General features: G+C 36.5%; 13 protein-coding genes. 5 read left to right on the top strand and 8 right to left on the bottom strand.

Annotation, left to right across the window (positions count from 1 at the left end; all coding sequences use genetic code 11):
- Positions 1–3: 3 nt before the first annotated feature.
- Positions 4–3,612, bottom strand: a complete 3,609-nt coding sequence (locus QWY91_RS14755) for a BamA/TamA family outer membrane protein (RefSeq protein WP_290236265.1) — start codon at positions 3,610–3,612, stop codon at positions 4–6.
- 157 nt (positions 3,613–3,769) lie between these two features.
- Positions 3,770–4,219, bottom strand: coding sequence for a nucleoside deaminase (locus QWY91_RS14760; protein ID WP_290236266.1), 450 nt, complete (start codon positions 4,217–4,219; stop codon positions 3,770–3,772).
- A gap of 81 nt (positions 4,220–4,300) precedes the next feature.
- Between QWY91_RS14760 and dxs the strand changes: the two genes are divergently transcribed.
- Positions 4,301–6,067 carry a 1-deoxy-D-xylulose-5-phosphate synthase gene (dxs, locus tag QWY91_RS14765; RefSeq protein ID WP_290236267.1) on the top strand — a complete coding sequence of 589 codons (1,767 nt, stop codon included), beginning with the start codon at positions 4,301–4,303 and terminating at the stop codon, positions 6,065–6,067.
- A gap of 38 nt (positions 6,068–6,105) precedes the next feature.
- Complete coding sequence (locus tag QWY91_RS14770; protein ID WP_290236268.1) at positions 6,106–7,104, top strand: DUF3078 domain-containing protein; 999 nt, start codon at positions 6,106–6,108, stop codon at positions 7,102–7,104.
- 7 nt (positions 7,105–7,111) lie between these two features.
- On the opposite strand, the gene dgt is transcribed toward QWY91_RS14770, so the two are convergent.
- Together dgt and QWY91_RS14780 are read right to left on the bottom strand one after the other, a co-directional pair.
- Complete coding sequence (gene dgt, locus QWY91_RS14775) at positions 7,112–8,458, bottom strand: dGTP triphosphohydrolase (protein WP_290236269.1); 1,347 nt, start codon at positions 8,456–8,458, stop codon at positions 7,112–7,114.
- 105 nt (positions 8,459–8,563) lie between these two features.
- A complete protein-coding gene (locus tag QWY91_RS14780; protein WP_290236270.1) occupies positions 8,564–9,127 on the bottom strand; it encodes a DUF3109 family protein in 564 nt (187 codons plus the stop codon).
- 122 nt (positions 9,128–9,249) lie between these two features.
- On the opposite strand from QWY91_RS14780, the gene QWY91_RS14785 reads away from it, so the two are divergent.
- The 3 genes from QWY91_RS14785 to QWY91_RS14795 are packed head-to-tail and all read left to right on the top strand — an operon-like array spanning position 9,250 to position 10,645.
- On the top strand, positions 9,250–9,831 hold the full coding sequence (locus QWY91_RS14785) for a MarC family protein (RefSeq protein ID WP_290236271.1): 582 nt from the start codon (positions 9,250–9,252) through the stop codon (positions 9,829–9,831).
- Positions 9,828–10,031 carry a hypothetical protein gene (locus QWY91_RS14790; protein ID WP_290236272.1) on the top strand — a complete coding sequence of 68 codons (204 nt, stop codon included), beginning with the start codon at positions 9,828–9,830 and terminating at the stop codon, positions 10,029–10,031. The genes QWY91_RS14785 and QWY91_RS14790 overlap by 4 nt, the downstream gene beginning before the upstream one ends.
- Positions 10,032–10,033: 2 nt before the next feature.
- Positions 10,034–10,645 carry an FAD-dependent oxidoreductase gene (locus tag QWY91_RS14795; RefSeq protein WP_290236273.1) on the top strand — a complete coding sequence of 204 codons (612 nt, stop codon included), beginning with the start codon at positions 10,034–10,036 and terminating at the stop codon, positions 10,643–10,645.
- Here the strand turns inward: QWY91_RS14795 and QWY91_RS14800 are convergent.
- The 4 genes from QWY91_RS14800 to QWY91_RS14815 all read right to left on the bottom strand — a co-directional run bounded on the left by QWY91_RS14800 (position 10,637) and on the right by QWY91_RS14815 (position 13,653).
- On the bottom strand, positions 10,637–10,939 hold the full coding sequence (locus QWY91_RS14800; RefSeq protein ID WP_290236274.1) for a hypothetical protein: 303 nt from the start codon (positions 10,937–10,939) through the stop codon (positions 10,637–10,639). The genes QWY91_RS14795 and QWY91_RS14800 overlap by 9 nt on opposite strands.
- Complete coding sequence (locus tag QWY91_RS14805) at positions 10,940–12,541, bottom strand: S41 family peptidase (protein WP_290236275.1); 1,602 nt, start codon at positions 12,539–12,541, stop codon at positions 10,940–10,942.
- A complete protein-coding gene (locus tag QWY91_RS14810; protein ID WP_290236276.1) occupies positions 12,538–12,969 on the bottom strand; it encodes a deoxycytidylate deaminase in 432 nt (143 codons plus the stop codon). The genes QWY91_RS14805 and QWY91_RS14810 overlap by 4 nt, the downstream gene beginning before the upstream one ends.
- 96 nt (positions 12,970–13,065) lie before the next feature.
- Complete coding sequence (locus tag QWY91_RS14815; protein WP_290236277.1) at positions 13,066–13,653, bottom strand: HupE/UreJ family protein; 588 nt, start codon at positions 13,651–13,653, stop codon at positions 13,066–13,068.
- Positions 13,654–13,853 lie beyond the last annotated feature (200 nt).

The raw sequence follows: 13,853 nt of genomic DNA on the forward strand, positions 1-13,853 counted from the left end.
TTTTTAGAAGTTGAATCCTAGTGTAAACATCACTCTGTTCCCGTCTTCACTATGATAGAGCCCTAAATTTCCAGACAAGGCGTTAAACCCATTAATAAATATAGAACCACCAAAATCGTTATGCCATTTTTCAGAATTATCATCTTCTTCCCAAACACGACCATAATCAAATCCTAAAGTGAATCCCATACGAACAGGGACAAAATTGGTTCTGAATTTTGTAATTCCTACTCTTAAATCGGTGCTTTGATATAAAGAAGTTTTACCGTTAAAACGTTCGTTTCTATAACCTCTTAAGCTACGATTACCTCCTAAAGTTGCGGCGTGATAAAATTCGTAGTTATCACCAAAAATCATGTTACTTCCTATTTTTGTTGCAAGTACAGCCAATCCACTTTCGTGAAGAGGATAATCGGTAGAAACAGAAGGCTTTAAGTAAATAAATTCGTTATCAAATTCATCAATATTCGTTTTGTATCCTGTTGCAATATCAAATTGGAAACCTCTTCTTATAAAAGAAAGCTCATTTCCTTTATTTTTATATTGAAAAGATACTTCTCCACCGGCATAGATCTGGCTCTCAAAAACATCGTCGTTGCTGTCGAAAAACGCACCGGTTGCTTCGTCGGCTTTATAGTCTACTTTATTAGATTCGATTAATGGTTTGATGGTAAAGTTGATTCCAGATCCATCTCTATAAATTAGAGAAGGAGCAAAACTCCACTGTGCAATTCCTATTCGGTTGTAATCTCTATCAACAGCATCATCGTCGTAGCCAGTATCGTTACCGGTACCAAAATAGTTAATTGCGTAATTAGGACTGGTAATTCTAGCTTCGATACCAAAATTCCAATTATGGAAAATATGCGCAAATTCTCCCGCGTAATTAAATTCGAAACCAGATGTTGCTGCATAATATGCACCTTCAAACTGATGTTGCGATTCAAAAGGATTATTAGCAAGACCAAAAGTAGTGTACGTATCTCTAACACCTACTTTAAAACCTGCATCTGGATCCCATCCTACGCTTGGTAGAATAACGTTTGTGCTGTATTTTCTTTTTTCAGGACTGTAATTATTGATATCATAATCGTCTACCAGCCATTTGTTGCTGCTTCCTTTTACGGTATTCTTTTTATTCTTGTAATCGTAAAGCTTAGCATTACGAGTATTTTCAAAATCGTAAGTGTCATTGTTCTCGCCACCTATAATTTTTAATTTTATATAATGATCTCCATCGCCTACAATCTTAAAATCATCTTTGCTGTCTAAACCGTACAACCAAATCTCTTTAGTGATTTTTTTATCGTATGTACTCTCAAAAACAATTTCATCTTCAGTTTCAATAGAAATAGTTGTTTTTCCATCTGGCTTTCTGGTAATAAGAAATTTGTCTTTTTCTTCAGTTCCTGTAACTACCTGGAAACGATATAAAAACTCATAATAACGTCGAGCAGTTCCCATAAGATCGTCTCTTCGCTCTTTAGTAGCTCTAATGATATCGTCTATAGATTCATCTTGTACTTCTTTAGGAAGGATTTTAAAAGAATCTTCAATTACCTGATCTGTAAGTTGATTTTGGATATATTTAACCTGATCTTGCCAGTCTTCCCAAGTAAGTGTTTTTATGAATGCCTGGTCTAGTGGATACCCATCAAAATTAAGCCATTTTACATTTTTCACTCCTTTTTCATAATCCTGCATTTTTCTGAAATCTACAATAGCTAAACTAAAAAGTTTGATAAGTGGCCCATCATAGCGAGGAAATGCCTGGTCGCGGTCACGACGAATAGGCTCGTAAAGTTTAGTGCCGTCTTCCTGCTCAAATTCAGAGAAACGCCATTGATCAAAGTGACGATCCCAGTCACCAATTAGCATATCTACCAAACGAGCTTTAAGAAATTGATTTTGATCTATTTGATATTCTTTAGAATCTTTCATGTCTAACAACAAATCTGTAGTAGACACAATATCGTCTGGACTTCCAAATTTGCTATTATCTTTATTTTCATCACCGGCATGAACTTCCAGCATGTATAGCTTATCACCGTAAGCTTTATTAAAAATGTTTAGATTTTTTTGCTTCGGTAAATAGTAAATTTCAGGTTCAGCATTGTAGATATTCAAAGTATCAAACATCGGATTCAATGCGAACGGGGCGTAAGGATGCGCTGTTGTATAAAAATCCTGTACCAGTTTTTCGGCTACAGTGTTTTCCATGTAATCTTCTACGTAATGATTCTTTATGGCAGATTGGATAAATCTTAAAGCACTTTTACGTAGTTCTCTTAAAGTAAATTCGTGATCGTTATCATCTTTAATTCTGATTGATCTTGATTGGTGACCACCACCTTCAGAAATCGCTACAGGATTTCCCGGTAAAGTATCCAATCTTAAAACCTTAGCATCGATTTCTTTGCTGTAGACATCACGATAGTGTTTTCCCCAAAAGAAACTGTAAAAACCACTTTTCTTAGTTTCATCTTCTGTATAAATAGAAGACTTTATCGTAGAAGGATAATCGCTTAAATCATGGTAAGAAACTTCGTCTAAAGTCGTTTGCTGGCGTTTAATAATCGTGCTAAACAATTTTTTAGTGTTACCACCTTCAACCGAGTAAAATTCTACTTCAGAGCTTCTATCGTCATAAACAGTAAGTCTGGCAAAACCATGATCACTAGAAGCGAATTGTCCTTCATCCTCATCAGCTTTAGCCTTTTTCGTTTTCTTACCTCCGGTTCCACTTATAATTTGTGGAATTCCGTCGTCAGATAAAAATTGAAGATTCTGGTCACTTCCTGACACAAAAATAACATCTGGGAACATATTAGAAAGTGTTTCTATCGTTCCTCTAAGTCTTTTACGTTGTTGGCTATAAAAATCTTCTTTGTTGAAACCTCCTGTTTTTTGAAGAACATTCAGTTTTGTATTACTTAATATTGGATGATGTATCGCAACAATTAAGGTCTTGTTTTGCTCATCCTTAAGGTCATCTTTAAATTTAGTGAAGAATTCTTCTCTAGTTTTAAGTTCACAATCATTATTGATGTATAAATGATCATCCCAATCCTCTAAAAACCACTGAGAATCGACCATTAAAAACTCAATATTATCGGTGTCTAAATCCTCGAGTTCTCTTACACATCCATCGTTAGGCCAAAATTCGGCTTTACTATTATCCTGTAAAAACGACTCCATATCGTCGATGTTCTCGTGCCCGTTTTTATTCCACTCGTTTTTACCGGGAGTATAAATTACTCTACCGTTAAAGTTTTCCAATGGTTCCATCAGGTTTTTTCGCAACAGCTCCTTTACTTTTGCTCTGTCTTTTTTCTTAGGTGGAAAACCAGTTTTAGGTGTAATATTTCCTAAAGCGACAAAAGTTGCTTTTTCATCTTGTTGGGACATTTTATTAATTGCTGAAAGGACCTGTGCGGTGTAGTCACTTTCGTCGACACCTGTATTTCCTGTTAAATAAAATGTTTGGGAAACTTTTCTTTCTGAATTTTGAGCATAAGAATGATTAATTCCTGTACCTAATATCAGCAGAAAAAGAAGTGAAAATTTGTTTAAATTGAAGTAGGGATGCTGTAGTATATATTCTTTTACCATATACAAATCTGTAGTTTTGAAGACGTGATTGCGCTCTAATTAGCGCGTGAAATTTCAAAAAAAATCGCAGACGAGACTAATTTTTAACTATCTATAACATTTCAAGTTCTGTAAGCTAAAAAGTTTTCTTAAAAAAGTGCGTTATGTAAGGTGAAGCCTAGTTAAGATTGCGTTTTTCAACAAAGAATTTTTTAAGCAATTGCCCACATTCTTCTTCCATTATTCCATGTATCACTTTAGTTTTTGGATGTAACTGAACGCCATATTTTTGATAACCTCGATGCGTATCTTTTGCTCCAAAAACCAATTTAGAAAGCTGGCTCCAATATAAAGCACCTGCACACATCTGGCAGGGTTCTAAAGTGACATACATGGTGCAATTTCTTAGATACTTACCACCTAAAAAACTAGCGGCAGCCGTAATGGATTGCATTTCGGCGTGAGCGGTAACATCGTTTAAGGTTTCAGTAAGATTGTGACCTCTGGCGATAATTCGGTTTTTTATTACGACCACTACGCCAACTGGTATTTCTCCTTTTTCAAAAGCAATTTCAGCTTCTTCGTAGGCTTTTTTCATAAAGTAATTGTCATCGTATGGTGTAAGCACGGCAGTATTTTTCAGCAAGATAAAAAAGGAAGTTATAAATATTCAAATTAGTTTCAGGATAAAGCTAAATTTGTGACGATTATGGCGTATACGATTTTAAACAACATAGAAGATCCAGCAGATCTTAAACATTTATCCAGTGATGAATTAAAATTACTATCACAGGAGTTACGGCAGTTTATTATAGAAATTGTTGCAGTAAAAGAAGGACATCTTGGTGCTAGTCTTGGTGTGGTAGAGTTAACTATTGCCCTTCATTTTGTTTTTAATACGCCAAATGATCTGCTGGTTTGGGATGTTGGTCACCAAGCCTACGGGCATAAGATTTTAACGGGAAGACGAGATAATTTTCATACGAATCGCCAGTTGAACGGTCTTAGTGGTTTCCCGAAAAGAGAAGAAAGTGTCTATGATACTTTTGGTGTTGGGCATTCTTCTACTTCAATTTCAGCCGCTTTGGGAATGGCATTAGCTTCCAAACTAAACGGAGATTTAAAAAAGCATCATATAGCAGTTATTGGTGATGCGTCGATCGCTAGCGGAATGTCTTTTGAAGGTTTAAATCATGCCGGGGTAACCGATGCTAATTTATTGGTAATTTTAAATGACAATGCAATAGGAATCGATCCTAGCGTTGGTGCTTTAAAAGAATATCTCTCAAAAGCTGAAGTTGGATATAAACCTAAAAAAGGGAATATGATCGAAGCCCTTAATTTTAATTATTTTGGCCCGGTTGATGGGCACGATCTTACAGCTCTGGTGACTATTCTGGAAGAATTGAAAAATACATCAGGGCCTAAATTTTTGCACGTTATCACTACAAAAGGTAAAGGATTAAAAAAAGCAGAAGAAGATCAGGTGAAATACCACGCTCCCGGAAAATTTAAGCCAGACACAGGAGAATTACTTTCTTATGATGTGGATGGATTACCGCTAAAATATCAAGACGTTTTTGGGTTGACGCTTGTAGAATTAGCTAAACAAAATCAAAAAATTATAGGAATCACACCGGCGATGCCAACTGGCAGCTCTTTAAAATATATGATGGATGCATTTCCTAAAAGAGCATTCGATGTAGGAATTGCCGAGCAGCATGCCGTAACTCTCGCGGCGGGAATGGCAACACAGGGGGCAATTGTTTTTTGCAATATTTATTCTACATTTTTACAACGAGCTTACGATCAGGTAATTCACGATGTCGCTTTGCAAAAGCTACCCGTGATATTTTGTTTGGATCGTGCTGGTCTTGTAGGAGAAGATGGAGCTACGCATCACGGCTTGTTTGATATCACTTTTTTAAGAGCTATTCCCAACATGATTGTAGCCGCACCGGCTAATGAGATTGAGTTAAGACAATTACTGTATACCGCTCAACTTGGATTATCAAATCCAATTGCCATACGTTATCCCAGAGGTAGAGGAGTAGAGAAAGACTGGCAAATGCCATTTGAAAGTTTGGAAATAGGAAAAGGAGTTTGTGAAAATGAAGGTGAAGATCTTGCCATCCTTTGTATTGGATCTATTATAAAAAATGCGAAAGCTGCCTTAACGGAAATAAAAAAGCCCGTAGGATTATACAATATGAGGTTTGTAAAACCTTTAGATGAAGAATTACTGCATCATATATTCGATAACTACAAAAGCATTCTTACTATTGAAGACGGAGTGGTTAAAGGTGGTTTTGGGAGTAGCATCTTAGAATTTGCTGCAATGCATAATTATTCCCATAAAATAAAATGTTTAGGCGTTCCGGATTTGTTTATAGAACACGGAAAAATTGATGAATTACAAGAAATCTCTGGAATAGACGTTAAAACTATAGTGCAAGTGATAAAATCTTTGTTTTAATTTTTAATTTAGCGAATCCGAATAATCTAAAATAGTTAATGAAAGCCCGATTAATTCTTAGTTTAATTAGTATTTCATTCTTTCTTGGTGTATTTTCTTTACCAACATATGCACAAAATCAAACGGCGCAAGACACCACACAGACGCCGCAAGATTCAGCAGATGTGGAGCAGGTAGTAATTTACTGGTCTGAAAAGAATGCTGTAGGAGTGAATCTAAATGAAGTTGCCTTTGTGAATTGGAATGCAGGGGGTAACAACTCTATAGCCGCTTTGTTTCACGGTGAGTTTGAGCGAAATTTCAAAAAGAAATTTACCAACTGGAAAAACTATCTTTCTTTTAGATATGGTCTTAACTCGCAGCAGGGGCAGGAACTAAGAAAGACCGACGATCAACTTCATTTTAAAACCACTTTTGGATATCGAGCAGATTCTGTTTCTAACTGGTATTATTCTGGGAATATAGATTTTAGAACACAGTTTTCTAATGGATATAAGTATCCTAATAAAGATGCGGCAATTTCCAGATTTATGGCGCCCGGTTATCTTTTAATTGGTGTGGGTACGCAATTTTCGCATCCCGATGAAAATTTTAATGCCTACATATCCCCGGTAACCGAGAAATCTACTTTCGTTTTAGATCAAAGGTTAGCCAATGAGGGAGCGTATGGGGTAGAAGGAGCGGAATATGATGACGACGGAAATCTTATTAAAGAAGGAAATAAAGTACGTACAGAATTCGGATTTTTAGTTACCAGCGATTACAAGACGCAGGTTTTTCCTAATGTGAATATGAATACGCAAATAAGTTTATACTCCGATTATCTAAACAAATTCGGGAATATTGATATCGACTGGCAACTGAATTTCGATATGAAAGTAAACGACTTTATTAAAGCCAATATCGGGTCACATATACTTTACGATGATGATGTAAAGTATAAGGAAGATACCAACGACGATGGCGAGTTAGAAACTTTAGGACCAAGAGTGCAATGGAAACAACTTCTTGGGATTGGTTTTACTTATGTTTTTTAAGCTGAAATTAGAAACCTGAACCTTGATATCTTTTGAAAGAAGAAACCGTAAATCCATCGGTTAAAGATGCGGTGTACGAGCAAATCTGAATTAGCTTTTGAAATACTGAAGTTTCCGATTGCAAGTGTTTTAATTTTGGTAATGATCGTAAAACCAAATCATTAAAATTAGAATCTGGATCTTCGTTTTCTGGTAAAAAAGCTTTGGTGTAGGTTTCCAATAAAGTTTCCAGCATTTTGTAGCCTGCAATTTCTTTATTGATTACTTCCTCACTCTGGTATATTTTTTCTACGCTTATTTTTATAATATCCTTTATCTGCGCTTCGTACTTGCTTTTATCGAATAACGACTGATGAAATTCACCTGCCAAAATTTGATCTTCATTTTCCAAGAAAATTTCGGCGGCTTCTCTAATTAACGTGTTTATCGCTAAAGACCTTAAGTAGCTAAGACGATCTGCCGTGTTTTGAAGTGAGTTATATTTTGGTGTAGAAATCGTGTCTTTAACCAGTTTTATAAGATACTCCAAAGCATAATCTTCGTCGATGAGACCAAGGTTAATTCCGTCTTCAAAATCGATAATGGTATAGCAAATATCATCTGCTGCTTCTACTAAAAAAGCTAGTGGATGCCGTGAAAAACTAATGTTGCCCTCTTTACCGGTTTTGGTTAAGCCAAGTTCTTCTGCCACATCGATCATGGTTTCTTTTTCGCTCTGGAAGAAGCCAAACTTTTTATCGGCAATATTAGAAGTTGGTTTATGCGGTAGTGACTCTTTAGGATATTTTATAAAAGCCCCAAGGGTCGCATAGCTAATTCTTAGTCCGCCGGGAGTGCCGGGCCGATCCTGAGTTAGAATTTTAAATCCGTTTGCGTTTCCTTCAAACTTAATAAGATCCTGATATTCTTTATCGCTAAGCTGTGATTTAAATCTTTTACCGTTTCCGTTTAAGAAATATTCTCCTATTGCTTTTTCTCCGGAATGTCCAAAAGGTGGATTCCCGATATCGTGAGCTAAAGCGGCAGCAGCAACGATGGCACCAAAATCGTTCATCTGGTAGCCATGGATTTTGCTTAAATGCGGATGCTTTTCTAAAATTTTCTTTCCGGTAAGTCGGCCTAAAGAACGCCCAACTACAGAAACTTCTAGACTATGGGTTAATCTCGTGTGTACAAAATCGGTTTTAGAAAGTGGGATCACCTGTGTTTTATCCTGCAAACTTCTAAAAGCTGAAGAGAAAATAATACGGTCGTAATCTACCTCGAAACCTAAGCGGGTTTCGTCTTGTTCTTTACGTAAGCGCTTATTGTTATCTCCAGATCGTTTTAATGATAATAGTTGTTCCCAGTTCATGATTTTGATTTTGCGTTAGGGATAGAGCGGTTTGCTTGAGCTCTTGCAAGATTGGTAAATCTTGCGAAGCGAGTAGCGAAAGCCCGGCCGCAGGCAACGCCCAGATTATAGTTTTTCGGCTACTTTTTCTAGTTCCATATACCAATCTTCGCCAAATTTTCTAATCAATGCTTCTTTGGTGAATTTGTAGATTGGTACGCCAAGCTCTTCTCCTAAGCTACAGGCATCATCACAAATATGCCACTGGTGATAATTTACCGCAGCAAACTCTGAGTATTGCTGAACTCGAACCGGATAAAGATGGCAGGAAACTGGTTTTTTCCAATCGATCTCGCCTTGATTGTAGGCCTGCTCTATGCCACATAAAGCGGTGCCTTTATCATCGAAAGTTACATAGGCACAATCTGCACCGTCGATTAACGGAGTTTCTAGTTCTCCAAAATCGGTAGTGATGTACTTGCCTTGCTCTTCGATGGCATCTATGCCTTTTTGTCTAAGAAAGGGTTTTACTTTTGGATAGATTCTATCCATAATTTCTTTCTCATATTCTTCTACGGGAGCTCCTGCGTCTCCATCTACACAACAAGCACCTTTACATGCGCTTATATTACAAACAAATTCTTTTTTAAGAATTTCTTCTGATACTATGGTTTTACCTAACTGAAACATACGGCAAAGATAATTTTATGATTGATTTTATAAAGAAAAGCGCCTCATTATTTAGCAAATATTTGCATTTCAAAATGGCTCAATTTGTTATGAAAAATTACTTTTGCAAAAAATTTTGAATTATGTTTAAACTGTTCGATCTCAGACAAGTGTTTACTGCGGGCATGGTTTTATTCGCGGTTATCGATATTATTGGTAGTATTCCAATAGTTTTGGATTTGCGTAAAAAGGTAGGGCATATCCAAAGTGAGAAAGCTTCTATAGTGGCAGGATTGCTAATGATTGCTTTTTTGTTTTTAGGAAAAGAGATTCTTAATCTTATTGGTATCGATGTAAACTCTTTTGCTGTTGCCGGTGCTTTTATCCTGTTTTTCCTTGCTTTAGAAATGATTTTGGGGATTAGTCTTTATAAAGATGACTCGATAGAATCTGCATCGATCGTTCCGCTAGCCTTTCCACTAGTGGCGGGAGCAGGAACAATGACTTCGTTGTTATCACTAAGAGCCGAATATGAAACCATAAATATTATTGTCGCTATCATAATCAATATTATCTTTGTATATATAGTTTTAAAATCCTCGGGAAAAATCGAGAGGGTTTTAGGATCCCAGGGTATAAACGTTATCCGAAAGATATTTGGCGTTATTTTACTGGCAATCGCCGTTAAACTTTTTGCCGCAAACATTCAGAGTTTATTTAAATGACAAAGTATTTAATCTACACGATCATCTTTTTAGGAATTGTTGTAATTGGTTTTAATATTACCATTTTAGATTTTAGTAGCCATATTATGGAAGATGAGAGTGGTGGCGCTTTAATCGCAATTATTGCTAGCCTTTGTGTAATCGTTTTAATGGGGATTTTATTGGTATCCAGAGCAATCGCTAAAAAACATAGCAGCTAATTATGGAATATGATCTTTTAATTGTGGGCGGTGGCGCTGCAGCGATGTCTTGTGCTTTAGTAATTGGTTCGGCTTTGGATAAAGAATATGCCGAGGATAAAAAAGTTGGTATTATTCTTCATCAAAAATCTTCAGATCTACAAAATGCATTGTTTAATAATGTTTTGGGATTGAAACCAGGTACAGAAGGCAGAACTTTGCTACAGGAAGGCTCGCAGCAATTGGAAGAACTATATCCAAAAGTAACGCAGCTTAAAGGAGAGAAACTTCAGCATATTAGTAAAAATGATGAAGGCATTTACGAGCTTAAAACCAATAAAGAGCGATATTTGGCAAAAAAGATAGTGATCGCTATCGGCTATTCAGACAATTTTAGAATTGGCGGTTTGGATAAATATGTAATGCCTCATAAAAAAGCGAAAGCTTCTAAAAATCGAATTCAGTTAATGAATGAAGATCATCTTGTGATCCCAGATCTTTATGTAGCGGGATCTTTAGCTGGATGGCGAAGCCAATATTCGATAGCTTGCGGAAGTGGAGCTGCGGTAGCCACAGATATTCTTACCGATTGGAACGATGGTGAACATACCAAAGTTCACGATAAATTATCCTAATATTAGTGCTGCAATAGTAACTACTAAAGAGCTTGCCATAAGTATCAAAAATACTTTGTGCAGGCAACGGTAAAACAAAGCTCTTTTTAATTTGCTGGTAAACACCTTATCTTCTGGGTGCGCAACGATATGTCTTTTAATACGCTGTTTGGAAACGTAAGAAGAATCCACGAAAATTTCCTTATTCAGCATTAAAAAAGCGCTATTATCCAGTAAGCGGAAGCTTACTGCGACCACAAAAAAGAATAGCGAGATGCTTAAGCTGTATATTAATAGAACTTCTGGATCTTCCATTTAATCTTTAAAATTATTCTTTTCTTCAGATAATTCTAAAACTTTATCGATTACCGGATCGCCTTCATTTTTTAACTGCTGAAAATAAGTAGAACCAAATAGCTGCTGTGCCATCACTGCTTTTAAATACTGTATCATTAATGGCTTATATTTGGTAAGTCGAATACTTAAACCTTCATTTTTTCCGTAGGCGATTAGACGATCAATAGTTTCGTCGTTAATGGCTACTTTGTCGTCGAATTCTTTTTTAGAAAGTGAATTATAGTAGGATCTTTTTCGTTCTAATTCCTGAAAAATAAACCGACTTAAAAATCCACGATTTAATAAAATACTAATGTGTTCTCGTTCGATTTCGATGTCTTTCGGGATAAAGACATCTGGAATAATCCCGCCACCGCCATAAACAACTTTGCCGCCCGGGGTTACATATTTTAAAGAGTCATCTACTTTTATGCTATCGACACTTTTTAATTCGCCATTTTCGTAACGACGTTCGTAGTCTCTAAAGTAGTTGGCATTTCCGTTTTCATAAGGTTTTTGGATGGAGCGTCCTGTTGGTGTATAGTATCGCGCAATAGTTAATCTTACGGCGCTACCGTCGCCAAGATCCATCTCTCGTTGCACTAAGCCTTTCCCGTAAGAACGTCGCCCTATAATGGTTCCCACATCGTTATCCTGTAACGCTCCCGCAACCACTTCGCTTGCTGAGGCAGAATTTTCGTTGATAAGCACGTAAACGTGACCATTTTCAAAATCGCCTTCGCGTTGCGCAAATGTTTTTTCTATAGATCCGCTTTTGTTTTTAGTAAATAACACCAGCTTATCTTCTTTTAAAAATTCGTCGGTAATATTTATCGCTTCCGCAAGGTAACCGCCGGGATTGTCTCGAAGATCCAGCGCTATTTCTTTAGCACCGGCTATTTGTAATGCTTTGATTGCAGCACGAAATTCGTCATAAGTAGATTCAGCAAATCGATTTATTTTAATGTAGCCTACGGTTTTATTCAGCATATAAACTGCTTCAACACTTTTAATTGGCACATTATCGCGTTCCACCTCGAAAGTTAGAAGCTTATCGTAACCTGGGCGTTTTACTTTTAATTCAACTTTACTGCCGCGTTTTCCTTTTAAAAATGTGGTTAACGAATCGCTGCTTACCCCAAGATCAAAAAGTGGCTTATCATTTGCGTATAAAATACGATCGCCACCACGAATTCCTATTTTTTCGCTGGGCCCGCCTTCTAGCGGCTGGATCACCATAATGGTGTCGTTGATGTCATAAAAACTAACCCCAATTCCTACAAAATCACCTTTCATATTTTGGGAAACATCGTCGTATTCTCGCTCCGGAATATAAACCGAGTGAGGATCTAAACCTTTTAAGATCGTATTAACCGTTACATCTACAATGCTATCGGTATTTACATCGTCTACATATTCGTAATCGATATAGTCGATTAATCGGTTTAATTTTTCTTTTTTAGGATTGGAAGAGAAAAGCTGATTGGAGGACGAATAGTTTATTTTACCGCCCATGTAAACGCCAATGGCGCAAGCGATCCCTAATAAAAGCGGGGTATATATTTTTCTATTCGTTTTCAATCGTCCAATTCAGTTATTTGCATTAGCTCTATCCCGGCTTTATTCAGAAAATCAAGACCACTATTGTCTTTGTAATCTACACAATATACCAATCTTTTTATCCCTGCCTGATGAATTAATTTACTGCATTCTTTACATGGTGATAAGGTAATGTATAAGGTGGCTCCCTGGCAAGATTGCGTAGAAGCGGCAACTTTTAAAATCGCATTAGCTTCAGCATGCAAAACATACCATTTGGTGTATCCTGCTTCGTCTTCGCAAAAATTCTCGAAACCGCTTGGTGTCCCGTTGTACCCATCAGAAATTATCATTCGATCTTTTACAATCACGGCACCAACTTGTTTTCTTTTGCAATGAGATAGTTTACTCCACTCTCTTGCTATTCTTAAATAAGCTTTGTCGTATTTAAGTTGTTTGTCTTTTTGCATGCGCTGTAATGGGAGATCGTTTATCTTATTTTAGGTAAAGAACCGCTAAAATATTGTAAGCTACAGGTTAAACCAATTTTAGTGCGTTAAAATTAATTAAATCGCATTGAAATTATCTCTCAAGATAGGAAGTACGATACCAATAACAATGGCCGAGACTATAAGCACCCAATCTCTTTTGGAAACGCGAAAGAAGTTTTGAGCAATAAATGCCAGTATCAAAACACATAAAACAACGATTGCCTGTGCGCATTCTATACCTAAGGCAAATTCTAGAAGTGGGAATATTTTTGAAGAAAACCCGCTACTAAGCATTTTAAAATAGGTTGAAAATCCTAAGCCGTGTATAACACCAAAAAAAGCGGTGGTAAAGTAAAGCAATTTGGGGTTGTAAGCCTTTTCTTTATTACTAGCGGTTAGAATATTGTATATCGCGGTAATTATAATCGATGCCGGGATTAAAAATTCTACCCACGATGTATCTACAATTACAATCTCGTAAGTAGATAGAAATAACGCCAGTGTATGCCCAAGTGTAAAAATAGTAACCAGCCATAACATCTTTTTCCAGGAAGTAAATGTATACGAAGCAACCAATGCGATAAAGAACAGAATGTGATCGTAAGCATTCCAATCTAAAACATGCTCCAGGCCTAAATTAAGATATAACCAAAATTGTGACATAGGGAAAAAGGCTAATAGTGCCGAAAATACAACTTCTTAATAAAATCACAAAGTTTACAAGTAATTAAAGTATAGTGGAGAACAAGCCAGCCAAATCTATTTTATTTAAAATTAATCTAAATAAAAATTGTGTGTTTTAGGAATGTTTTTTAGATTTGACTATCGAGACAGTTGTTATCTACAAAGCAAGGAGTAATTGT

The organism is Zunongwangia endophytica (assembly GCF_030409505.1).
In the GTDB taxonomy this organism is placed as follows: Bacteria; Bacteroidota; Bacteroidia; order Flavobacteriales; family Flavobacteriaceae; genus Zunongwangia; species Zunongwangia endophytica.

Excerpts from the sequence above, each read along its gene's own strand:
- QWY91_RS14755 (WP_290236265.1), bottom strand. The coding sequence starts at position 3,612 with ATGGTAAAAGAATATATACTACAGCATCCCTACTTCAATTTAAACAAA.
- dxs (WP_290236267.1), top strand. The coding sequence starts at position 4,301 with ATGGCGTATACGATTTTAAACAACATAGAAGATCCAGCAGATCTTAAA.
- QWY91_RS14770 (WP_290236268.1), top strand. The coding sequence starts at position 6,106 with ATGAAAGCCCGATTAATTCTTAGTTTAATTAGTATTTCATTCTTTCTT.
- dgt (WP_290236269.1), bottom strand. The coding sequence starts at position 8,458 with ATGAACTGGGAACAACTATTATCATTAAAACGATCTGGAGATAACAAT.
- QWY91_RS14780 (WP_290236270.1), bottom strand. The coding sequence starts at position 9,127 with ATGTTTCAGTTAGGTAAAACCATAGTATCAGAAGAAATTCTTAAAAAA.
- QWY91_RS14785 (WP_290236271.1), top strand. The coding sequence starts at position 9,250 with ATGTTTAAACTGTTCGATCTCAGACAAGTGTTTACTGCGGGCATGGTT.
- QWY91_RS14790 (WP_290236272.1), top strand. The coding sequence starts at position 9,828 with ATGACAAAGTATTTAATCTACACGATCATCTTTTTAGGAATTGTTGTA.
- QWY91_RS14795 (WP_290236273.1), top strand. The coding sequence starts at position 10,034 with ATGGAATATGATCTTTTAATTGTGGGCGGTGGCGCTGCAGCGATGTCT.
- QWY91_RS14800 (WP_290236274.1), bottom strand. The coding sequence starts at position 10,939 with ATGGAAGATCCAGAAGTTCTATTAATATACAGCTTAAGCATCTCGCTA.
- QWY91_RS14810 (WP_290236276.1), bottom strand. The coding sequence starts at position 12,969 with ATGCAAAAAGACAAACAACTTAAATACGACAAAGCTTATTTAAGAATA.
- QWY91_RS14815 (WP_290236277.1), bottom strand. The coding sequence starts at position 13,653 with ATGTCACAATTTTGGTTATATCTTAATTTAGGCCTGGAGCATGTTTTA.